This is a genomic window from Chryseobacterium takakiae (assembly GCF_900129385.1).
GTDB lineage: Bacteria > Bacteroidota > Bacteroidia > Flavobacteriales > Weeksellaceae > Chryseobacterium > Chryseobacterium takakiae.
This window is the reverse complement of sequence record NZ_FQVO01000012.1, coordinates 12568-33960: the sequence shown is the minus strand read 5'-3', so window position 1 is coordinate 33960 and position 21393 is coordinate 12568. Positions and strand designations below refer to the sequence as shown.

Here is a 21393-nt window from a genome sequence, read left to right as displayed (position 1 = left end):
TATTGGTGTAGAAATAAAGATAATAAAAAGAAAGCAGGATGGAAAATAGATTCCAGCCTGCTTTAAAAAAACAATTTGTAATTATAAATTTTAAACTTCTCAACTACAATTAATCGTAATTATTTTAAGATATTTCTATTTTACCAAATCCGGTTCGATAGGATTGTTGTTTTTTGCCAGAGATTCTTTGGTTCTTTTTTCCATTTCCCGGAATACCTGATTCGGGTCTGAAATCTCTTTGCCGTCCTGTGTTCTTACTTTGAAACTTACTCTTGTATTGTCGCCCCCGTTTCTCATCATCATTTCCCTCATATTTTTAGAAGGATCATTTACATAATCTTTCCATAATTTTTTATATTGTGATGTTGAAACTTCAAGTTCTTTTCCTCCAAGTCCCATGATTCTTACATTTCCAGGGACTTCCATATCTTCTGAAGCAATGGGAGCTGCTATTTTTTTATTTCCTATAAGCGTCATAATATGTGAACCTGTGGAATCTTCGAGCTTCACAATAAGACCCGGAAGCCCATAAAATTTGTAAGGTCCGTCCTGAAAGGGAATATCGGTGCTGAACCATGCGATCCATTCTCTTCCACCATAACTTGTGGTTGCCTTTTGAGCGTTATACTCACCTATTTTTTGCTTTTCGGGAAGTATTTTCCATTCCGGTTTCTGGTCTTCTTTTACTTTATACTGATCCATGGAAATCCTTGTAAAAAGGTAGGTCTTAAAATCGGGATAGCTTTTTGTTACTTTATAGCCAACCTGTCCCTGGTTGTCCCTTCTGCTGATGTTGATGTTTCCGCCACCGCTTTTGATCTGCTTCTGCACTTCAGCCATAGATGTGGAATCTGCTACAAACCGGTCTCTGCTATAGTAACTAGAGCCTTTCTGATCAATATCCAGCAGCATCATTTCTTTTTTAACATCTTCTTTATTATTGGAATCGGGAATGAATTTATATTCGTAGAAAAAACGGTTGATCTGCGCACCGGCTGCAAAACTTATGAACAGAAAAAGAAAACTGATGTTTTTCATAGTTTATATGGTTTTAAAAAAAGCTCTGTCAATATTTTGTAGTCATTATTAACAGAGCTGATTGGAACTTTTATTTTTTTGTCTCGATTTTTATCTCTCCGGTTGTTTTTCCGTCCGTATTTTTCTTGTTTATATTCACACTTTTAATAGATTCCGGTTTCAGAGCTTCCATTTGTCCTTTTGTAGATTCTTTACCATCAATATAAATTTTCATATTTTCTATACCTTCTGCATTTTTAAATCCTGAAGCAATAATAGAGGTACCATTGTTGCTGATCTTGATGTTATCTGCATTTAATCTGAACGTATGCTTGTCGGGAACAGATCTGAAAGTATTGCTGTAAATAAAAGGTCTTCTTCCTCCTTCCAGTGCTCTTCTCTCTGCTTCCAGTTTGGCTCTTTCACCTTCCAGTTTTGCTCTTTTCTCTTCCAGTCTTGCACGTTCTTTATCAAGCTTAGCCCTTTTTTTGGCTGTTGCGGCAGATTCTTTAGTTTTTCCCGATGATCTTAAAACCATATCCGCTTCTGGAGACCACTTGATATCACCTGTTCCTTTAAATTTATATACTTTTACCTTCGGAGCGTCCGGCGGTGCGGGAACATCAGGAAATTCAATATTCATTTCCGGAATTTCAGGCATGTCAAATTCAAATTCATATTTTAAATCTTTAACCTCCTTCAATACATCTTTAAATTCTTTGGAGTTAAAATATTCGTCAAACTTCATATCTTTTCCATCGATTTTAATGACCATTGCAGAATTAAGAAAATCTTTAGAACTTGCTATTTTTCCTATTTCACCGGATAGTTTTCCGATCTCTTCAAGATTCTTATTGTATTCTGCCGTTTCAGGCTTAAAATTTTTCAGAGCCTCCGTTCTTTCCTGAATCTTTTTGCTCAGTTCGGCAATTTTTCTGTCATCTTCTGCTTTTCTATAGACTTTCGGAGTAACAATAGCTTTAGTTTCAGATGATTTTGGAGAAATGGTATCTTTAACAATAATTTTATTTTCTTCTTTGATTTGAGAAACCGCTTTCTCAATCTCTATATTCGTTGCTTTAATTTCCTGGTTTTTAGCATTTACCAGATACGTAAAAGCTACTGAAAATACAACCGGCAACGCAAAAATTCTTCGCGCATACCCGAATTTTGTTTTAGGTTTTTGTAACATTTTTAATCGTTTTTTTAAATTGGAACTTAAAAACGGACTGGTGGCAGGCAACTGGTTTCCGGAAAAGTGGCTTGCTAAAAGCATCTGCGCAAATGCTTTGGTGTCCGATTGTTTTACGGCTTTTTTATCAGCCAGGTATTCGTGAATTAAACTAATTTCTTTTTTAATGAGATGAAAAAACGGATTGAACCAGAAAACAGATGTAATAATCTCCATAAAGATTTTATCGAATGAATGTTTCTGCTCGATGTGTACCATTTCGTGCTTTAAAATCTGCTTTCCGACGTCTGAATTCAACATAATTGAATTTTTCCAGAAAAGATTTTTAAAATACGAAAAGGGGGCCTCGCTAAGGTTAGTGTGGTAAAAGTTGATCCCGTCAAAACTTTCCTTATGAAACTGATTTTTTAACCGGTGGATTCTGAAAATCCCGTAGATGAATCTTCCTAAAAAATAGAAAGAAACCAGCCCCAAAGCTGAAAAAATAACTCTAAAATAAGTGTAATCATGGGTTGTATTTTTAGTATTAAAATTCTGTACCGTATCTATTAATTTATAAATATCATTACTCACCTCGATAGTAAAATCTTCTACTTTCACTAGCGGCAGCAGCAGTGATATAAGCATCGCAGACAAAAGATAAAATCTGTTGTAGTGATGAAATGTCTTGTCTTTTAAAGACAATTTATAATATAAAAAGATTACACCGGAACATAAAATAACTTTTCCAAAATATAGAAGTACAGTTTCCATAACCTATCAGTTTTTCTTTTTAAGTTCGTGCAGCAGCATCTCAAGATCTTCCACAGTCATTTCATTCTTTTCTACCAGAAATGAAACGGCACTTTTATAAGAACCTTTGAAATAATTTTTAACCAGACTTTTTATTGTTTTGCCGGAATACTGCTCTTTAGATACCAACGGAAAATACTCATGTTGCCTTCCGTACACATGATAATCAACAAATTCTTTTTCCTTCAACACTTTAAGAATTGTGGAAACAGTATTTGTGTGAGGTTTTGGTTCAGGAAAAAGATCGAGGACATCTTTCAGAAATCCTTTTTCGAGTTTCCATAAGTACTGCATTACCTGCTCTTCTGCTTTAGTTAACGTCTGAATTTTCATACATTTTTCGTTTATCATTGACTACGATACGATTCAATTTCAATATCACTAAGAAATTAGTTATACAAATGTAGAAATATTTTCCTCTCAAACACCTATTTTTTTAGTGATAAGAAATATAAAACCTTAAACAACTGAAAATCAGACATATATTTTTTATTAAAATTTGTTAAATTTTTAACAGCTACAAATTATCACCCGATTAATAATCAGAAAAAATAAAAAAATCCACATAAATTCTTAAAACTTGTTAAATTTTATTAAATAAAATTAAAATGAATTTGTCTTAACTCAGAAAATATATTTATTTTAGTGCTTTAAAAATTTCTCATGAAAAGATATAATTTGTTATTTGTACTATTGCTACTGATTTTTAATGTGACCAATGCCCAGAAAAAGGGTTCTCCTGCAGCAGATTTCAGTGCGATAGGTGAAGCGAAAACCAAGATTGAAAATACAGTTCCTTTAGTCATTAAACATTTAAAAGAAGTTAGCGAAAAAGAAAACGATCCTGCAATTCTTACCAACGGAACCACAGCTTTAGCCAAAGAATATGGAAAGGTAGAGCTGGAGTGGCGTCTTTACAGAGGAAACATGAACAATTGCATCCTCAACAACTCATCCAAAAAAGCTAAAAAATGTATGGAGTATCACAACTCGATGTTCAGAGGTACTCTTATCAACTACAACAACTATATTACCAACCTAACCAGGAAGAATGGTTATCTTGGAGTAGAAGGTGATACAAAATTTGAACTGAATCCTTCTGAAGTAACTACAAAACTTAGTGAATCCTATTTCAATGGAAATGACGCTGCCAACAGAATGAAAGGAACCCAGAAAAAAGAATTTTTAGGCCAGACTACAGCAGATGATAATGCACTTAAGCCTTTTAATCAGCTTATAGTAGAATAATCTACTTTAAACTGAAAATAATATTCCCGCTTTTACAGGCGGGATTTTTTTTGGCTTTGAATAAATTAGTGTATGGCATAATAATTAGTACCATTGTAATAAAATAATACGATAAAGATGAGCACATTAAAAAAAGGAGATATGGTACGATGGAATTCCAGCAATGGAGAAACTCACGGCGCCATCACAAAAGTACACACAAAAGATTTTGTATTTATGGATAAGCAGCGAAGAGCTTCCGAAGACGAACCGCAATATGAAGTAATGAGCGAAAAAACAGGAAAATCCGCTGTACACAAAGCATCAGCGTTAAAGAAAATGTAAGGCCGCAATTTGCGGCCTTTATTATTGTATTATTTTATTTTATCATAAATAAATTTGGTAACGATCGCTCCGAAGAGATAATAAGCAACCGTCATTACTTTTTTCTGATTATTCTCAGCAACCGGCTTATCATCAAGCCCAAGCTTTTCAGGAAGCGCAATTGCGCCAAGTCCCATCAGGACGCCGGAAGCTACATTAAAACCGGTAGTTGCCGTAGCGGCATAATACATTCCGTTTCCAATAACATCTCCTGCCAATGTTGCAGCATACAGCTGGTCATGATTGGTAACTTTCGCATCTACCTTGTCGAGAGCTTTATTTAAAGCTTCCTCTCCCACTTTATTAATCTCGGGAACATTATCGAAATTTTTTCTGATGGCTTCGTGCAGAAGGCTTAGCGCTACGGCACCGCCTAAACCTGCCAGGATTTTTTTATACATACTATTCTTATTTAAATGGTGTAGTAAACTACCTGCATAAATTAAGCCATTAAAAAAACAAAAAGTAACATATAAAATAAAAAAGAGTATCATCCGAAGATAATACTCTCTTTAGTAGCGGGAACCGGACTCGAACCGATGACCTTCGGGTTATGAGCCCGACGAGCTACCTACTGCTCCATCCCGCGGTGTATTTTTAAAACGCCACCACAGCGTTCTTAGTAGCGGGGACACGACTCGAACGTGCGACCTTCGGGTTATGAGCCCGACGAGCTACCTACTGCTCCACCCCGCGGTATATTTTTTGTAACGTTACCGACAACGTTAATCTTAGTAGCGGGAACCGGACTCGAACCGATGACCTTCGGGTTATGAGCCCGACGAGCTACCTACTGCTCCATCCCGCGATATTGGATTGCAAATATACGACAATTTTTTGAAAATCCTAATTTTTCTTTTAAATAAAGGACTTTCACCAAAACTATTTTAATATTTGTATCTTTGGACTATGGCAAAAATATTGAGAATTTATCCCGAAAACCCTCAGGAAAATCTTATGAATGAGGTGATTAAAACTTTAAATAATGGCGGACTGATCATTTATCCGTCAGACACGATCTATGCGCTGGGTTGTAATATTTTTGACATTAAAGCCATGGAAAAGCTCGCGCAGATGAAAAAAATGAAGCTAGAGAAAGCCCAGTTTTCAATAATCTGTAATGATTTGAGCCATCTTTCGGATTTTACGAGACCAATTGACACTTCTGTATTCAGGTTCCTGAAAAGCCATCTTCCTGGACCGTTTACTTTCATTCTGGATGCTAATAAAAGCCTGCCTTTGGCGTATAAGGGACATAAAACCATTGGCATCCGTGTTCCTGATCATCCGATTCCGCAGCTGATTGTTGAAAAATTAGGACATCCCATTGCTTCAACTTCTATTAAAGATGATGATGAAATCATTGAATATTCTACCGACCCGGAACTGATCGCCGAAAAATACGATCATCTGGTAGACATTGTCATTGATTCAGGATACGGAGATAATGTAGCTTCTACGATTGTAGACCTTACCTCCGGAGAACCTGAAGTGATCCGACAGGGTAAAGGAATTATTTAAAAAAACGATTTCAAATTATAAGTTTAAACGATTTATTATTTACTGATATTCATATATCCGTATTTTAACATTATGAAAATACTTACTTCACCTGCCAAATTAATGAATACCGAAAATACTACGGACCTGCTGAAAACAACAGTTCCGAAATTCATTGGTGATGCAGCTTACATACAGTCTTATCTCAAAGAAAAATCTCCGAAGTACCTTTCCGAGCTGATGGAAATTTCAACTAAACTGGCGGATGAAAACTGGGCAAGAAACCAAAATTGGAAGGCCAAACCTTCGGCAAAAGAATCTGCTCCGGCACTCTATGCTTTTACAGGTGAAGTCTACAGAGGTTTGGATGCCAAAACTCTCGATAAAAATGCGGTGGATTATCTGCAGAAAAATTACAGGATTCTTTCGGGATTATACGGACTGCTGAAGCCTTCGGATAAAGTGATGCTTTACCGCCTGGAAATGGGACGCCCATTTGAATTTGAACATTATAAAAATCTTTACGAATTTTGGAAAGAGAAAATTACAGACCAGCTGAATGCTGAAATGAAAAAGAATGAAATTCTTCTTAATCTCGCGAGCAATGAATATTTTAAAGTGGTTGACCGGAAAAAGCTGAATCATACCGTTATTGATTTTGATTTTTACGAATTAAAAGACGGAAAGCCAAAAACTATTGTGGTTTACACGAAGCATGCCAGAGGTCTTGTAGTAAGATTCTGTGCCGAAACCAACGCCAAAACGCTGAATGATGTTAAAGCATTCAATTATGATGGCTACAGAATCGATGAAGACAAATCTACCGACACCAAACTTGTTTTTACGAGATAAATGACGATTTCCGAATATAAAAAGTTTTTTAAATCTGAACTTTCCGAATTGTACAACGATTCCGAAACAGCTTTTTTAAGTTCAGTTTTTATTGAAAAAATTACAGGATTTAATTCTTTTTACCAAAGAAGATTCTCAGATCAGGAATTGTTGATGGATGATGAGCAAAAACTTTCTGATGCGCTTACCGAGTTAAAATCCGGAAAACCTTATCAGCATATTTTGGGTGAAACGGAATTCTACGGAATGACCTTTTTCGTCAATGAATATGTCCTGATTCCCCGCCCGGAAACGGAAGAGCTGTTGGAATTAGCCATCAAAAAAATTCACTATTCAGCATTATCGCTTAACAAGCTTAGAATCCTCGACATCGGAACCGGAAGCGGAATTATTCCTCTGGTGCTGAAGAAACACTTTCCGGATGCGGAAGTTTCATCAGTTGATTATTCCGAAAAAGCACTGGAAGTAGCAAAAAAGAACGCAGATTTTCATCAACTGAACATCAATTTCATTCATACCGATTACCTGAATTTCGATTTGAAAGAGGAATTTGATGTCATCATTTCCAATCCACCCTACATCGGGATTGATGAGCAGGATGAAATTGAAGATTCCGTGAAAGATTTTGAACCAATGATGGCGCTTTTTTCCCCTACTTCAGACGCTCTGATTTTTTACCGGAAAATTGCTGAGGATGCTCAGAAATATTTATCAGACAATGGATTATTGTTTCTGGAAATCAACCAGAAACTGGGACCTGAAACGCTGGAATTGTACAATAATGGTTTTAAAGAAGCAGCACTAATAAAAGATTTATCCGGAAATGACCGGTTTATTTTTGGGGGAAGAAAATAAGTAATACCATGAAACTCAAGATATAAGATACAATAAAGGAAAACAAAGGATTTCTCTATGACGTAGAATTGATTCCAGATAGGCTTTCAGATTAATTTTACAGTAAAATATTTTACAAGACTCTGCGTTATACACAAAACTAAACTGTGTATCTGCATGAGAAAAAGATTTTGCTTTATAGGAATTTTATTTGTTTCATTAACATCAGCCCAGGAATTTACCACTTATAAAAATGGACTTATCTATAATGAAAAAACAATGGATAAGCTTGGGAAAATTGTAGACTCCTTACATCTGAAATACAAGACTTGCGATCTTACAAAAGTTTTTTATTCAAATAAACAGGTAAAAGGTTGCGTTATCAAACTTAATTCGGGAAACATTGGCCAGGCGAAAAAAGATATGGACAGTAATATTTCTTTAGAAAATTTTATCCTGAAATATCCTGATGCCTCAGTAAAAAAAGACGTCCTTATTATCAAAACGAAGGCAAAGGATTATGATAAGAAAGACATCATTGTATATAATGAATTATCACTTAATGATGATTATGGTTTTTATATAGAAAAAGATTATAAAAAGTCCGCAGAATACCCTGAAAAAGGGACTTGGATCTATAACTACGAACCTAAAAGATCATATTCCGAAGAACATATTGAAGCCTTTTATTTTCCTGAAAATTTTAAAAGCATTCCTTTAGATCCGCAATATTCAAGACAAATTATTTACTCCGATTGTCTGATCGATACTTCAATTACGAAATTCAAAGAAAATGCTAAAAGCGAAAGGTTTAATGCATTGGTTTCGCTTCCTGAAAACTGGCAGAGTCTCCCTAAAAATAAAAAAGAAAAGCTTTTGGATGAGATGAGATCATCTGAGGCTGTAGGATCCTGCAGTAATGATTTCAGTCCAAGAGTTCAGGGGGTTAACATGGCGCTTTTATCAGCAGAAACTGCCCATTGGGAAATATTTTTACGCTCTCATCTCGATATTATGAATGATCGTTTTGAAAGAGTATCTGATGCAAGTTACGCATGGAAAGACCGCCAAACCTACATTAAAGAACTGGAAGAGCTGGATATTAATGTTCCTGATCTTTTACTGGGTATTTATTTCAGAATAGATAATGCGGAAAAAAACCATTATTACGGAGATATCGGAAGACTGGGAAGGGCTATTTCAGAATCGAAAGACAGAGTGCTTTTTCTTACCAAGATTCTTTCGATGATCGAGGATGAAAAACTGGATGATTATAATAGAGTTTTAGCCTATTTTCTATATATAAACTGTAATTATTACACCAAAAGCAAAACAGAGAAAAAATTTAATAATGCTAAAGTTACTAATGCAGTAAAAAAGCTTCCAAAATACCTGTCGGACAATATTAAAGTTGAAACAATATAAATAAAAAACCAATGAACAATTTCATTGGTTTTATATATTTAGTGTAATCTATCCTATCCTTTTACGCACAAAAATTTCATACGCAAGATAAATCAGCGGGAGCGACATAATTCCCAAATAAAGAGAGTTGGCGATCGCAGCCTGCGGCTGAACAGTAACAGCATACACCAGCCCAAAAAAGGCACCTCCCAAATGGGCAGCATGGCCAATATTATCATGTTGATTCGGATTCAGCATCATATAAACGGAATAGCTGAAATACACAAGCCCGAATACAAAACCCGGAATACCTATCGGAATAAAAAACATATAAATTTCAAGGTGAGGTATCATGGCGATAGAAGCAAATAAAATCCCTGAAACTCCGCCACTAGCACCGATTGCTGAATACCACGGTTGTCTCTGGTATACAAAAAGTGAAAATATATTTCCCAACAGAATTGATCCTAAATAAATAAGGATAAAGCCAAAATTACCAAATGCCTGCATCACCACCGGTCCGAAAAAGTAAAGCGTCATCATATTAAACAAAAGATGAAAAATATCGGCATGCAGAAATCCTGAAGAAAGCAGACGGATATATTCTTTTCTGTTGAGGATAGCTCCTACATTGAATTTATATTTTTCGAAATTACTGCTGCCGTTGGGTGCGACGAAGCTTATGATCGCAGTAATTGCTATAATGAGTATTAAAATATTCATATTTCTTAAATTTAATTATCGGAATTGTTTTCACTCTGAAAAAGATCACCAATCATGCCATCTTCATCCATTCCGGCTGTTGGCTCCGGGTCTTCGTATACTTCAGGTTCCTCTTCAGGCTCCGGAACAGTTATGTTAATGGTTTTTACCTTAAACTTAGTAAACTGGTTTCCGATCGCTTTAATCCCTTTAACAGCAATAAATTCATCAATATTTACGGTTTCGGGCTCTCTCTCTTTGCCTTTATCTTTTGCGAAAATAATTTCGGCAGTCGCACCATTGGCAACAATTACATTTTCGATAAATGATTTCGGGTGTTCCGAAGGCATAAATGTCTGTACATTCGGTGTATTTTCAAACAAGAACCGTTTAATAAAATAAATATCTTTTTCTCCGTCAAAATATATGCACGTTACCGGTTGATTCGGTCTCCACTTTTCCAGGACAAGATATTCATCGTCAAAACGGTTTCCGAGGTCAAACGAAACAAGCTTTGCTTCGCCATTCGTATTAATAGTCAGTATCTTATTATCTCCTTTAAAACTTCCCAGCAATGTACCGCGTCCGTCAGCATTTAATCTTCGTACCGTATCATCAAACCATATCTTTCTCGGTGCAAGTGTGGAAACACCTTCCTCTTTAAGATCAACCTTTTTCACCGAATACTTCGTTACCAGGTTTCCTTTGGAATCCCGCCCTTTGATGGCCAGCTCGGAAAAATCAACATCCATCTTATTCTTCCTGATTCTTGGATTCGGCTTTAATAGAACGGAAACCGTTTCTGCTTCTCCGTTTGGATTGGCGGAAAAATACAATACTTCCGAACCTTTTTTATCTGAAGCCAGAGGATAATCGGTATTTCTTGTAACCCCGGTTACAGAGAATCTTTTCATGTAATACGGACCTTCCCTGCCTTCGCGGTAGATCATATTATACACCGTTCTTTTATCGTTTTTCTTCCAGACAGCCACATGCAGAATATCTTTCCCGATAAACGTCTTTGCTTCCACTTTTACGACTTTCATGCTTCCGTCTTTTCTGAAAGTAATGATGTCGTCAATATCCGAGCAGTCGAACAGATACTGGTCTTTTTTAAGCGAAGTTCCGATAAAGCCTTCCTCAAAGTTGGCATAGAACTTTTCATTGGCCACCGCCACTTTCGTAGCATCGATGGTATCAAAAATCCTTAGCTCTGTTTTTCTCTGGCGGTCTTTTCCGTATTTTTTCTGAATATTCAGATAATAATCAATCGCATACTGAACAAGGTTATCCAAATGGTGCTTTACCATTTCGATTTTACCTTCAAGTGCCGCAATATTTTCTTTAAATTTATCTAAATCGAATCTTGAGATTCTCTTGATTCTGATTTCCGTTAATCTTAAAATATCTTCTTCAGTAACTGCTCTTAAAAGATGTCCCGTGTGAGGTTTTAATCCTTTGTCGATGGTCTTCAGCACTTCTTCCCATGTTTTCACTTCTTCAATATCATGATAGATCCTGTTTTCAATGAAAATTCTTTCGAGGGAAGAAAAATGCCAACTTTCCTGCAACTCATGAAGTTCGATTTCCAGTTCTTTTTTAAGCAATGAAACCGTATGATCGGTATTCATTTTTAAAATATCGGAAACATTCATGAACATTGGTTTATCTCCAACAATCACACAGGCATTCGGTGAAATCGTAACCTGACAATCCGTAAATGCATACAAAGCATCAATGGTTTTATCCGGAGAAACATCATTATGAAGATGAATCAGAATTTCAACTTTATCTGAAGTATTGTCCTCAATTTTTTTGATCTTGATTTTCCCTTTCTCATTGGCTTTAAGAATAGAATCAATGAGATCGCTTGTTGTCTTCGAATATGGAAGTTCCGTGATGATAAGCGTATGTTTGTCAAGCGGTGAAATTTTAGCCCTGGCTCTTACTTTACCGCCTCTCTGCCCGTCATTATATTCAGAAACATCCAGATACCCTGCCGTTAAAAAATCCGGGAACAGTTCGAACTTTTTCCCTTTCAGATAAGCAACGGAAGCGCTGATTAACTCATTAAAATTATGGGGAAGAATTTTAGTGGAAAGTCCGACTCCGATTCCTTCCACACCCTGTGCCAGAAGCAATGGGAATTTTACCGGAAGATCAATCGGTTCATTATTTCTGCCGTCATACGATTTTGCCCATTCGGTAGTTTTCGGATTAAAAACCACTTCCAGCGCAAAAGGCGTAAGGCGTGCCTCGATATATCTTGCCGCAGCTGCAGAGTCTCCGGTATAGATATTTCCCCAGTTTCCCTGGGTATCTATCAGCAGTTCTCTCTGCCCGATTCCCACCATGGCATCCGTAATGGAAGCATCACCGTGGGGATGGTACTTCATGGTATTTCCAACAATATTGGCTACTTTATTGTAACGTCCGTCTTCCAGCTCACGCATCGAATGCATGATTCTTCGCTGAACAGGTTTAAAACCATCATAAACCGACGGAATGGCCCGGTCTAAAATTACATAAGAAGCATAATCCAGAAACCAGTCTTTATAAAGGCCGGAAACTTTCTTCAGGCTTTCACCTTCGTGCGGGTGTTCTTCTGTCATTATTTATATATTAGCTCTGTTCTCTTTATTTGTTTTAGTCACTTTATTTAAGGAGAATCTCAAATCTGCAAGCTCTTTTCTTGTAAGATATGAAATCTCGTATTTTAATAGTGTAGTACCGCTGTTTTTACTTGAGATCGTTATATACAGTCTTTTCATAAAAAACATATTGATGATCTCAAATTTCAGCAGTTTATACTTTGGGAACTCGTCATTCAGAGGTTTTTGCAGAAAAGGAATTACATTTCTGTTTCTGAAATGTAGCGCTTCACCATCGCTGTCATATTCAAAAATCTGCCTTCCGTTGAGATAAAACAATAGTATTAAAAGCAATGGTATAACAATCAGCAGTAAACTTTCTTTCCCCAGGACGTTGAATTTGTTCTCTTCCAGAAAGTAAGCACCCACGCCGGCTGCCAGAAGCATGATAAGCAGTGTGTTGATAAAGCTGTATACCGAAGTTTTGTTACGGTTACTAAGTCTCATATTTTTGTGTTTTTGTGGTTTATCGATTTATTTTTTCATCTTCAATATCAACTTATACTTCTTTTTTATCAATATCAGGATCTTCTACAACGAGATTTTCCAAAATAAAAACCTGTCGGTCCGGTGTATTTTTACCCATATAAAATTCCAGCAGCTGGTCGATGGTCTGATCTTTTCCCACCACTACAGGCTCCAGGCGGATGTCTTTCCCGATAAAATGCTTGAATTCATCCGGGGAAATTTCACCCAGCCCTTTAAATCGTGTTATTTCAGGGTTTTTTCCTAATTCATTCAGCGCTTTAACTCTTTCCGCTTCAGAATAACAATATCTTGTTTCTTTTTTATTTCTTACTCTGAATAACGGGGTCTGAAGAATGTAAAGATGTCCGTTTTTGATAAGATCAGGGAAGAACTGTAAAAAGAACGTGATCATCAGCAAACGGATATGCATCCCGTCTACGTCAGCATCGGTTGCAATAATCACCTGGTTGTATCTTAAGTCTTCCAGACTTTCCTCAATATTCAGAGCAGCCTGAAGCAGATTGAATTCTTCATTTTCGTACACTACTTTTTTGGTCAGTCCGTAACAGTTAAGCGGTTTTCCTTTTAATGAAAATACGGCCTGTGTTTCCACATCCCTGGATTTGGTAATGGATCCGGACGCAGAATCCCCTTCTGTAATGAAGATCTGGGTTTCTCCTTTTCTTTCGTTTTTCTGATCATTGTAATGCTGTCTGCAGTCACGAAGCTTCTTGTTATGCAGAGAAACTTTTTTAGCCCGTTCTCTGGCCAGCTTCTGGATTCCGGAAAGTTCTTTTCTTTCTCTTTCGGAAATTAAAATTTTTCTTTGAATAGCTTCCGCAACTTCAGGATTTTTGTGTAAGAAATTGTCTAATTTGCTTTTCAGGAAATCGATCACGAAAGTTCTTACCGTTGGTCCGTTGGGTCCGATATCATTGGATCCCAGCTTTGTTTTGGTCTGGGATTCAAAAACGGGTTCTTCTACGTTAATGGAAATAGCAGCCACGATGGACTTTCTGACGTCGGAAGCATCGAAATTTTTATTGAAAAACTCACGGATGGTTTTTACATACGCTTCACGGAAGGCATTGAGATGCGTTCCTCCCTGTGTGGTATTCTGACCGTTAACGAAAGAGAAATACGTTTCCGTCTGGGACTTATCGGTGTGTGTTATCGCTACTTCAATATCATTATCCTTCAAGTGAACGATAGGATACAGCGTTTCATTTTCAAGCTCTTCTTCCAGCAAATCTTTCAATCCGTTTTCAGAATAAAAAGTTTCGCCGTTGAAAAATATTTTAAGACCGGGATTAAGGTATGCGTAATTCCGGAGCATTCTTTCGATATACTCTTTTCTGAATTTAAAATTCAGGAAAATATCGCCATCCGGAATGAATGATATTTCGGTTCCGTTCCGGTCTGAGGTATCTTTTTCATCGTAGTTTTCGGTGATCATCCCTTTGGAAAACTCAGCCATTTTCAATCTTCCGTCCCGAAAAGAACGAACACGAAAATATTCTGAAAGGGCATTCACGGCTTTTGTACCGACTCCGTTCAGACCTACGGATTTCTTGAAGGCCTTGCTGTCGTACTTTCCTCCGGTATTCATTTTAGAAACAGCATCCACCACTTTTCCGAGCGGAATACCCCGTCCGAAATCACGGATGGTAACTTTACCATCATCTACTTTTATTTCAATTCTTTTACCGGCTTTCATCCTGAACTCATCAATGGAGTTGTCCAGGATTTCTTTCAGTAAAATGTATATCCCATCATCTGCAGAAGAACCGTCTCCCAGCTTCCCGATATACATTCCGGGCCGCAAACGGATGTGTTCCTGCCAATCGAGGGTTCTGATATTATCTTCGGAATAGATTGGATTTATTTCTTGTGACATATGTTATTTCAGCAAACATACAAAAATACGAAATTGATGAAAAATATCCGAAGGTTTTGGATTATTTTTCACGAATATTTTGCTGAAAATATACGGTTTTCAGAACTAAAGACAAGTAATAATATTATTCCACAGAATCTGAAAGAATAAAGCAGCTTTAGCTAAAATTTCATCTGTAAAACTACGGTGAATTAATAAATTTTAAATAAGGCTAAGGTAAAAAGTAAGAAGTAAGATGTAAGATGTAAGAAGTAAGAAGTAAAAAAGTTATAGCAGACTAAAAAGTTAAATATCTAGCTTCTGTCATTCTGAAAGAACGAAGAATCTACAATCAAACTATTAAGATTTATACATTTCTGAACTTCGTACGCCAACATTCAGCTTACATTAAAAATGAAACTTTTAAGACAATCTCGAGCTACTTAAAGTTAAAAAGAAGTACTGGCAAGCTTTCACATTTAATCCTAAAAAAACAAACATTAATTATATGCCTGAAATTATTTAAATCCAATACAACTGTATTAAAAATTTTGAATTAAATTCGGTATTCTAAAAGACCTTGAATGATACAACTTCCTTTATCTAAACTTTCCAATGTAGGAACAACCATATTCAGCCAGATGACGCAGCTGGCCAATGAAAACGAAGCGATTAATCTGTCACAGGGATTTCCGGATTTTATGCCGGATCCTGAACTGTTAAACTACGTTGATCATTTTATCAAAAAAGGATTTAACCAGTATGCGCCAATGGGCGGAATGATCGGCTTAAAAGAAGAAATTGCCAAAAAAATTGAAAATGCTCATCAGGCGGTCTATCATCCGGATCTGGAAATCACTGTAACGGCAGGCGGAACACAGGCTATTTTTACTGCGATTGCCAGCTTTGTTAAAAAAGATGATGAGGTGATTATTTTTGAACCGGCTTACGATTGTTACGAGCCTACGGTAGAGCTTTTCGGAGGGATTGTAAAGCGCTTTGAAATGAAAGCCCCGGATTATGAAATCAACTGGAACTCCGTAAAGGATCTGGTGACCGATAAAACAAGAATGATTATCCTCAACAATCCGAACAATCCTGCGGGAAAAATTTTAAAAGAAAGAGACATTCAGGAGCTTATTACCATTGTTAAAGACACTTCCATTCTTATATTAAGTGACGAAGTATATGAAAATATTGTTTTTGACGGGAAACCGCATTTGAGCATCTGCCAATATCCCGAGCTGAAAGAAAGAAGCCTGCTGGTGGCTTCCTTCGGGAAATTATTTCACGTGACCGGCTGGAAGGTAGGCTATTGCGCCGCTCCTGAAAACCTGACTGCAGAATTCAGGAAAGTTCACCAGTTCAATGTGTTTTCGGTAAACACACCTGTTCAGCTTGCTTTAGCAGAATATATGAAGAATCCTGATCATTATAACGGTCTGAGTATATTTTTTCAGGAAAAACGCGATTTTCTGAGACTGGGACTTGCCAACACGGGATTTGAACTTCTGGATTGTGAAGGAACCTATTTCCAAGCTTTGAAATATGATAATATATCCGATAAAAGCGATATTGATTTTGCCCGTGAACTGACTATTTCCCACAAAGTAGCCAGTGTTCCTTTTTCCTCTTTTTATAAAAATAAACGAAATGAAAATGTGATCCGATTGTGTTTTGCCAAAAAGCAGGAAACTTTGGAAAAAGCATTGGAAAGTTTGGCTAAAATATAGATAAAAAGGTGGCTGAGGTTCTCGAAGCCACCCTTTTTTGTGATTCCGAGAACCACAACTACCTAATTTTGAGAATAATAGCCAGCGATAAACCTAAGGTTTTTACATTGAATTGTATTTACACATGAGTCACAGATGATTTTTTTGATTTGTTGAAAATATTCCAGAACATATTAGAGAAAAATCAAGATTTTTTAAACTTTTTATATGCTTTTTCAACCTCAAATATTCAGCTTCCTTATATAGGATGGATATCTTTTGTGACTTTTAATCCCGTCAAACCTTCGGTTTATGGTGGAATTATCCCACAGATCACACTGATTTCACAGGTAATGATGCTTCTAGAAACTTAACCACCGGATTTAGTTATAAAAACATTCCGCCGGAAGCTTCAATTCTTTGCCCGTTGATCCAGCCGGCATCTTCGGTACAAAGGAAAGCTACCACTCCGCCTATATCATCCGGCAGTCCTGCTCTTCCTAAAGCTGTATTATTAGCAACCATCGCATTGATATGCTCGTCATCTCTGGTTCTTCCTCCGCCAAAATCCGTTTCTATCGCTCCCGGAGCTACTACATTCACTTTAATTCTTCTTGGTCCCAGCTCTTTCGCCATGTATTTCGTCAGCATTTCAACGCCTGCTTTGATCGAACCGTACACGGAAGATCCCGGTAATGCAAATCTTGCCAATCCTGAAGAAATATTGATGATTCCTCCGTTATCATTCATAAACGGTAAAAATTTCTGTGTCAGGAAAAATACGCCTTTAAAATGAATATCCACCACATCATCCAACTGCTCTTCGGTTACATCGGGAATCGGGGCATACAATGCTGTTCCTGCATTATTGATCAGATAATCAATGTTTCTGCTTCCGGTATTTTCCTCAAGATGATCTCCTACCGTTTTTACAAAAGCATCAAAGCTTCCTGTATCTTTGGTATTGAGCTGATAGGCAATGGCTTTTCTTCCTAATGCCTGGATTTCGCTCACTACTTTGTCTGCTTCATCTTTGTTGCTGTTGTAAGTGATAATGACATCCAGTCCTTCCTGAGCGATTTTAATGGCTGAATTTCTTCCCAACCCACGGCTTCCGCCGGTAATTAATGCAATTTTTGTTCTTGCTTCCATTATGTTTTATTTTTTTGATGAAACAAAGTTCAGCTATTTCGGGGCTCGACTGTTTGCTTTAATCAAACTGAAATTTGCAAAATTCAAATCATGAACGAAATTCCATAGGCGCCAGTGAAGTTTTCTTTTTAAAGAAGTTGGAAAAATGGGCGATCTCTTCAAATCCCAATGCGTAAGAAATTTCTGAAATATTCCACCGGGTTTGTCTGAGCATAATTTTGGCTTCCTGTACAATTCTTTCTGCGATGATTTCCGTTGTGGTTTTTCCTGTGCTTTCTTTTAATTTTTTGTTTAAATAATTTACATGAACAGCCAATCTGTCGGCATAGTCTTTTGCGGTTTTCAGTTGTAGTCTCTGGTCTGAGGATTCAATAGGAAACTGTCTTTCCAGCAATTCGATAAAGAGGGAAACTACCCTTAGAGAAGCATCATTTGAGGTTGATAATTTTGAAGCCGGCTGCAATTTCTGTCCGTAGTGGATGAGCTCCAGCACATAATTCCGGATGAGATCATATTTGAAAATATAATCCGAATCTATTTCCTTTTTGATTTTGCGATAAAGCTGCTCTATTTCGTCCGCAAGATCATCATCAATTTCAAATAAAGGAATATTTCCCGGTTGGAAAATCGGAAGATCTTCGAGGGTATTGTATGATTTATCTTTAATAAAAAAGTCTTCGGTAAATACACAGAAGCTTCCCGACTGGTTGGTATCTTCAGGAACCCAGTGGTAGGGAACTTTCGGAGTAGCAAACAACAAAGCATTGTTTTTTATCTGAATGATCTTGTCTGCGTATTCTGCTCTGTTTCTTCCTCTGATCAGGCTTATCTTATAATATTTTCTTCTGTTATAGGGCATTTCGGAAGTGAGCTTCACCTTTTCTATAGTTTGCGCAATATCAAATACATTGAAATGTCCGATCTCTTTGTGCAGTCCTTTAGGAAAGATGCTTCCGATATCCGTTCCGAGCTTGGAAGTCATTTCCCGGTAAAAATCATCCAGTGAAGCATAGGAAATATGTGCTGTTTTTTCCATACTAAAATTTGTATAATTCAAATGTACGAAATATTAAGCTTGCTTAAACCTTTGTAATTTTAACTGCTAACTATTGAGCATTTTTCGCAAAAATGATTTAACTGCAACAGCAAAAGAAGCAAAAACTATCTTATTAATAAGGGCTTTAAAAGGGTAAAATTAAAGATTTTAATAGTGTCTTAAATATTAATTAACAGCGAAAAAATACAGCGGATAAGTTTCATAGTTAAAAGTTTCGGACATGAATGCAAAAAACGCTCCCAAAATCAATCGGAAGCGTTTTTCTATAATAACTAACTTTAATATTTTCTTATACGTTGAATCTGAAGTGCATGATATCACCATCTTTCACGATATACTCCTTTCCTTCTACGGAAAGTTTTCCGGCTTCCTTTACTTTTGCTTCGGAACCGTACTGCATATAATCGTCGTACTTAATGACTTCCGCACGGATAAAACCTTTTTCAAAATCAGTGTGGATCACTCCGGCAGCCTGAGGCGCTGTCCATCCCTGACCGATCGTCCAGGCTCTTACCTCCTTAACTCCTGCCGTAAAATAGGTCTGAAGCTTCAAAAGATCATATGCTTTTCTGATGAGACGGTTCACACCCGGCTCTGTAAGTTCCAGTTCTTCAAGGAAAATCTCTCTTTCTTCATAGGTTTCCAGTTCGTTGATATCTGCCTCAATCTGAGCAGCCAGCACTACTACTTCCGCTCCTTCATTTTTAGCCATTTCTTCAATCTTACCGATCCACTCGTTTCCGTTTTTAATGGAATTTTCATCCACATTACAAACATAAAGCACCGGTTTATTGGTCAACAGCTGAACTTCTCCGATGATTGTTTTAGTAAAATCATCCGTTGTAAATTCTCTGGCGTTTTTCCCGTCTTCCAAAAATTTCTGAAGGCTTTGCAAAGTTTCATACGTCAGAATATCTTCCTTCTTTCCGGATTTAATGAATTTCTTAGCTTTTTCAACCGCTTTTCCAACGGTTTCAAGGTCTTTCAGCTGAAGCTCGATGTCAATAATTTCTTTATCTCTTAACGGATCTACGGAACCTTCTACGTGTACAATGTTTCCGTTATCAAAACATCTTAATACGTGGATAATGGCTTCACACTCGCGGATATTGGCCAAAAACTGGTTTCCCAGCCCTTCTCCTTTGCTGGCACCTTTCACAAGACCTGCAATATCTACGATCTCTACAACCGCCGGCAAAACTCTTTCCGGTTTTACTATTTTTTCCAGCTCAAACAGTCTCTGGTCCGGTACGGAAACTGTCCCCAGGTTGGGTTCTATGGTACAGAAAGGATAGTTGGCCGATTGTGCTTTTGCGTTGCTCAGGCAGTTAAAAAGAGTTGATTTACCTACATTTGGTAAGCCTACGATTCCACATTTCATAACGTTAGATTCAAATTTAATGTTTAAAATTCAAGGTTTACTGTTTAGAGCTAAGTTTAAAGCTATATAGACAATTAACTTAAACCCGAAACCATCATCTTTGAATTATGAGTGTGCAAAGATAGTGAATTTGGCTCAGAATACTCATTGGTAATCTCTAATATTATTATTTCGCTACATGACAAGAAAAATAAGATGTCAAAATGATTTGTAATTATAACTAAAAAACCCTCTTTTCAGAGGGCTTTGCTTATCTTGGATTGGGTAGTATTATCTCCACAGGATAACATCCGCAAAAACAGTTCCATTCATCAAATGTTTCATCACATACTCCATTAGCTTCACATTTCCAAAAATATCCTACCGGACAAGCCGGAAGATCAGGACCAGCACCTTTTACCTGCTTTAATTGTTCTCTTGAGATTTTCTTAAGATTTTTCATAGTAATTAAATTTATTTTTAATTCGGTACTAAATATAAATAAATTCCCTAAATAATGAATAATTTTATAAACATAATTTTATAGAAATAAAACTATACTGAATAAAAAAATCTGCCGTGTACTGACAGATTTTAGTGTATTTACTTAGAGAAATTATTTAAGGATTGTCACCCGTTGCTTCCTGAGCAAGAGGGACATCGTTCGGTGCTTTCTCCAGAGTTTTATCAAGTGTGAATAATGATTCGTCAGTAGCACGGTCACCACCTGCAATTTTCAGCTTATCCATAAGGTTCATTGCAAGGGTTTCTTCTTCGATCTGTTCCTGAACAAACCACTGCATAAAGTTCCATGTAGCCCAGTCTTTTTCCTGAAGTGCCATATCTACGAGCCTATAGATGGAAGTAGTATTGTCTACTTCATGTTTGAAAACGCCTTCAAAACATGCGGTAAGAGATTCAGGATCGGCTGGTGGAGCAGGTATAGCTTCCACTTTCGGTTTACCTCCCCTGTTCAGGACATATTCCATAAATTTGATAGAATGGTTTCTTTCTTCCTGCGCGTGTCTGTAAAGGAAATTGGCAATTCCCTGGTATCCTTTATCATCCGCCCAGATTCCGTATGATAGAAAAACATGTGCTGCGTGGATTTCTTTATTCATCTGATCACTAAGCGCTTTTTCCATCGCTTCGGAAAGTCTGTTGGTATTCATAATTCATATTTTTTAGTGATTATGAATCAATACGATGCAAA

At 36.9% G+C, this 21393-nt stretch carries 20 protein-coding genes and 3 tRNA genes; 7 read left to right on the top strand and 16 right to left on the bottom strand.

Annotated features, from left to right (window positions below; genetic code table 11):
• Window positions 1–135: 135 nt before the first annotated feature.
• From BUA76_RS14905 to BUA76_RS14895, 3 genes are all read right to left on the bottom strand, one after another.
• Window positions 136–1038 carry a GLPGLI family protein gene (locus BUA76_RS14905; protein WP_072885589.1) on the bottom strand — a complete coding sequence of 301 codons (903 nt, stop codon included), beginning with the start codon at window positions 1036–1038 and terminating at the stop codon, window positions 136–138.
• Between the two features lie 70 nt (window positions 1039–1108).
• Window positions 1109–2962, bottom strand: coding sequence for a M56 family metallopeptidase (locus BUA76_RS14900; protein ID WP_072885588.1), 1854 nt, complete (start codon window positions 2960–2962; stop codon window positions 1109–1111).
• A gap of 6 nt (window positions 2963–2968) precedes the next feature.
• Window positions 2969–3334 carry a BlaI/MecI/CopY family transcriptional regulator gene (locus BUA76_RS14895; protein ID WP_072885664.1) on the bottom strand — a complete coding sequence of 122 codons (366 nt, stop codon included), beginning with the start codon at window positions 3332–3334 and terminating at the stop codon, window positions 2969–2971.
• Window positions 3335–3664: 330 nt separating this feature from the next.
• On the opposite strand from BUA76_RS14895, the gene BUA76_RS14890 reads away from it, so the two are divergent.
• Window positions 3665–4249, top strand: coding sequence for a hypothetical protein (locus tag BUA76_RS14890; RefSeq protein ID WP_072885587.1), 585 nt, complete (start codon window positions 3665–3667; stop codon window positions 4247–4249).
• A 117-nt stretch (window positions 4250–4366) separates the two neighbouring features.
• Window positions 4367–4573 (top strand): hypervirulence associated TUDOR domain-containing protein, encoded by a 207-nt coding sequence (locus tag BUA76_RS14885; protein WP_072885586.1) that lies wholly within the window; start codon window positions 4367–4369, stop codon window positions 4571–4573.
• 29 nt (window positions 4574–4602) lie between these two features.
• Here BUA76_RS14885 and BUA76_RS14880 read toward each other — a convergent pair whose 3' ends face one another.
• The 4 genes from BUA76_RS14880 to BUA76_RS14865 all read right to left on the bottom strand — a co-directional run bounded on the left by BUA76_RS14880 (window position 4603) and on the right by BUA76_RS14865 (window position 5420).
• Window positions 4603–5013 (bottom strand): hypothetical protein, encoded by a 411-nt coding sequence (locus tag BUA76_RS14880; RefSeq protein WP_072885585.1) that lies wholly within the window; start codon window positions 5011–5013, stop codon window positions 4603–4605.
• A 115-nt stretch (window positions 5014–5128) separates the two neighbouring features.
• Window positions 5129–5201, bottom strand: a tRNA-Met gene (locus BUA76_RS14875).
• Window positions 5202–5235: 34 nt separating this feature from the next.
• Window positions 5236–5308, bottom strand: a tRNA-Met gene (locus tag BUA76_RS14870).
• Between the two features lie 39 nt (window positions 5309–5347).
• Window positions 5348–5420, bottom strand: a tRNA-Met gene (locus tag BUA76_RS14865).
• A gap of 101 nt (window positions 5421–5521) precedes the next feature.
• Between BUA76_RS14865 and BUA76_RS14860 the strand changes: the two genes are divergently transcribed.
• The 4 genes from BUA76_RS14860 to BUA76_RS14845 all read left to right on the top strand — a co-directional run bounded on the left by BUA76_RS14860 (window position 5522) and on the right by BUA76_RS14845 (window position 9223).
• Window positions 5522–6133: an L-threonylcarbamoyladenylate synthase gene (locus BUA76_RS14860; RefSeq protein WP_072885584.1), complete on the top strand. Its 612-nt coding sequence runs from the start codon at window positions 5522–5524 to the stop codon at window positions 6131–6133.
• A gap of 72 nt (window positions 6134–6205) precedes the next feature.
• Window positions 6206–6964: a peroxide stress protein YaaA gene (gene yaaA / locus BUA76_RS14855; RefSeq protein WP_072885583.1), complete on the top strand. Its 759-nt coding sequence runs from the start codon at window positions 6206–6208 to the stop codon at window positions 6962–6964.
• Window positions 6965–7819 (top strand): peptide chain release factor N(5)-glutamine methyltransferase, encoded by an 855-nt coding sequence (gene prmC / locus BUA76_RS14850; RefSeq protein ID WP_072885582.1) that lies wholly within the window; start codon window positions 6965–6967, stop codon window positions 7817–7819. It abuts the gene before it with no gap.
• A gap of 156 nt (window positions 7820–7975) precedes the next feature.
• Complete coding sequence (locus tag BUA76_RS14845; RefSeq protein ID WP_072885581.1) at window positions 7976–9223, top strand: hypothetical protein; 1248 nt, start codon at window positions 7976–7978, stop codon at window positions 9221–9223.
• Window positions 9224–9271: 48 nt separating this feature from the next.
• Here BUA76_RS14845 and BUA76_RS14840 read toward each other — a convergent pair whose 3' ends face one another.
• The 4 genes from BUA76_RS14840 to BUA76_RS14825 are packed head-to-tail and all read right to left on the bottom strand — an operon-like array spanning window position 9272 to window position 14920.
• The gene (locus BUA76_RS14840; RefSeq protein ID WP_072885580.1) at window positions 9272–9925 is read right to left on the bottom strand and encodes a rhomboid family intramembrane serine protease; all 654 of its coding nucleotides are present in this window, start codon (window positions 9923–9925) and stop codon (window positions 9272–9274) included.
• Between the two features lie 11 nt (window positions 9926–9936).
• The gene (locus BUA76_RS14835; RefSeq protein WP_072885579.1) at window positions 9937–12516 is read right to left on the bottom strand and encodes a DNA gyrase/topoisomerase IV subunit A; all 2580 of its coding nucleotides are present in this window, start codon (window positions 12514–12516) and stop codon (window positions 9937–9939) included.
• A 3-nt stretch (window positions 12517–12519) separates the two neighbouring features.
• Complete coding sequence (locus BUA76_RS14830) at window positions 12520–13002, bottom strand: hypothetical protein (protein ID WP_072885578.1); 483 nt, start codon at window positions 13000–13002, stop codon at window positions 12520–12522.
• 52 nt (window positions 13003–13054) lie between these two features.
• The gene (locus tag BUA76_RS14825) at window positions 13055–14920 is read right to left on the bottom strand and encodes a DNA topoisomerase IV subunit B (protein WP_072885577.1); all 1866 of its coding nucleotides are present in this window, start codon (window positions 14918–14920) and stop codon (window positions 13055–13057) included.
• A 563-nt stretch (window positions 14921–15483) separates the two neighbouring features.
• On the opposite strand from BUA76_RS14825, the gene BUA76_RS14820 reads away from it, so the two are divergent.
• The gene (locus BUA76_RS14820) at window positions 15484–16632 is read left to right on the top strand and encodes a methionine aminotransferase (protein WP_072885576.1); all 1149 of its coding nucleotides are present in this window, start codon (window positions 15484–15486) and stop codon (window positions 16630–16632) included.
• 366 nt (window positions 16633–16998) lie between these two features.
• On the opposite strand, the gene BUA76_RS14810 is transcribed toward BUA76_RS14820, so the two are convergent.
• From BUA76_RS14810 to BUA76_RS14790, 5 genes are all read right to left on the bottom strand, one after another.
• Window positions 16999–17763, bottom strand: coding sequence for an SDR family NAD(P)-dependent oxidoreductase (locus tag BUA76_RS14810; protein WP_072885574.1), 765 nt, complete (start codon window positions 17761–17763; stop codon window positions 16999–17001).
• An 88-nt stretch (window positions 17764–17851) separates the two neighbouring features.
• The gene (locus BUA76_RS14805; RefSeq protein WP_072885573.1) at window positions 17852–18799 is read right to left on the bottom strand and encodes a helix-turn-helix domain-containing protein; all 948 of its coding nucleotides are present in this window, start codon (window positions 18797–18799) and stop codon (window positions 17852–17854) included.
• Window positions 18800–19109: 310 nt separating this feature from the next.
• Window positions 19110–20201, bottom strand: a complete 1092-nt coding sequence (gene ychF, locus BUA76_RS14800) for a redox-regulated ATPase YchF (protein WP_072885572.1) — start codon at window positions 20199–20201, stop codon at window positions 19110–19112.
• A gap of 250 nt (window positions 20202–20451) precedes the next feature.
• Window positions 20452–20643 (bottom strand): bacteriocin-like protein, encoded by a 192-nt coding sequence (locus tag BUA76_RS14795; protein WP_072885571.1) that lies wholly within the window; start codon window positions 20641–20643, stop codon window positions 20452–20454.
• 157 nt (window positions 20644–20800) lie between these two features.
• Window positions 20801–21352 (bottom strand): ferritin, encoded by a 552-nt coding sequence (locus BUA76_RS14790; RefSeq protein ID WP_072885570.1) that lies wholly within the window; start codon window positions 21350–21352, stop codon window positions 20801–20803.
• Window positions 21353–21393 lie beyond the last annotated feature (41 nt).

Bases quoted from the DNA above. Each gene is read 5' to 3' on its own strand.
- prmC (WP_072885582.1), top strand. From the start codon at position 6,965: ATGACGATTTCCGAATATAAAAAGTTTTTTAAATCTGAACTTTCCGAA.
- BUA76_RS14835 (WP_072885579.1), bottom strand. From the start codon at position 12,516: ATGACAGAAGAACACCCGCACGAAGGTGAAAGCCTGAAGAAAGTTTCC.
- BUA76_RS14825 (WP_072885577.1), bottom strand. From the start codon at position 14,920: ATGTCACAAGAAATAAATCCAATCTATTCCGAAGATAATATCAGAACC.
- BUA76_RS14860 (WP_072885584.1), top strand. From the start codon at position 5,522: ATGGCAAAAATATTGAGAATTTATCCCGAAAACCCTCAGGAAAATCTT.
- BUA76_RS14880 (WP_072885585.1), bottom strand. From the start codon at position 5,013: ATGTATAAAAAAATCCTGGCAGGTTTAGGCGGTGCCGTAGCGCTAAGC.
- BUA76_RS14890 (WP_072885587.1), top strand. From the start codon at position 3,665: ATGAAAAGATATAATTTGTTATTTGTACTATTGCTACTGATTTTTAAT.
- BUA76_RS14810 (WP_072885574.1), bottom strand. From the start codon at position 17,763: ATGGAAGCAAGAACAAAAATTGCATTAATTACCGGCGGAAGCCGTGGG.
- BUA76_RS14845 (WP_072885581.1), top strand. From the start codon at position 7,976: ATGAGAAAAAGATTTTGCTTTATAGGAATTTTATTTGTTTCATTAACA.
- BUA76_RS14905 (WP_072885589.1), bottom strand. From the start codon at position 1,038: ATGAAAAACATCAGTTTTCTTTTTCTGTTCATAAGTTTTGCAGCCGGT.
- BUA76_RS14900 (WP_072885588.1), bottom strand. From the start codon at position 2,962: ATGGAAACTGTACTTCTATATTTTGGAAAAGTTATTTTATGTTCCGGT.
- BUA76_RS14885 (WP_072885586.1), top strand. From the start codon at position 4,367: ATGAGCACATTAAAAAAAGGAGATATGGTACGATGGAATTCCAGCAAT.
- BUA76_RS14805 (WP_072885573.1), bottom strand. From the start codon at position 18,799: ATGGAAAAAACAGCACATATTTCCTATGCTTCACTGGATGATTTTTAC.
- BUA76_RS14790 (WP_072885570.1), bottom strand. From the start codon at position 21,352: ATGAATACCAACAGACTTTCCGAAGCGATGGAAAAAGCGCTTAGTGAT.
- BUA76_RS14795 (WP_072885571.1), bottom strand. From the start codon at position 20,643: ATGAAAAATCTTAAGAAAATCTCAAGAGAACAATTAAAGCAGGTAAAA.
- BUA76_RS14820 (WP_072885576.1), top strand. From the start codon at position 15,484: ATGATACAACTTCCTTTATCTAAACTTTCCAATGTAGGAACAACCATA.
- BUA76_RS14895 (WP_072885664.1), bottom strand. From the start codon at position 3,334: ATGAAAATTCAGACGTTAACTAAAGCAGAAGAGCAGGTAATGCAGTAC.
- BUA76_RS14840 (WP_072885580.1), bottom strand. From the start codon at position 9,925: ATGAATATTTTAATACTCATTATAGCAATTACTGCGATCATAAGCTTC.
- BUA76_RS14830 (WP_072885578.1), bottom strand. From the start codon at position 13,002: ATGAGACTTAGTAACCGTAACAAAACTTCGGTATACAGCTTTATCAAC.
- yaaA (WP_072885583.1), top strand. From the start codon at position 6,206: ATGAAAATACTTACTTCACCTGCCAAATTAATGAATACCGAAAATACT.
- ychF (WP_072885572.1), bottom strand. From the start codon at position 20,201: ATGAAATGTGGAATCGTAGGCTTACCAAATGTAGGTAAATCAACTCTT.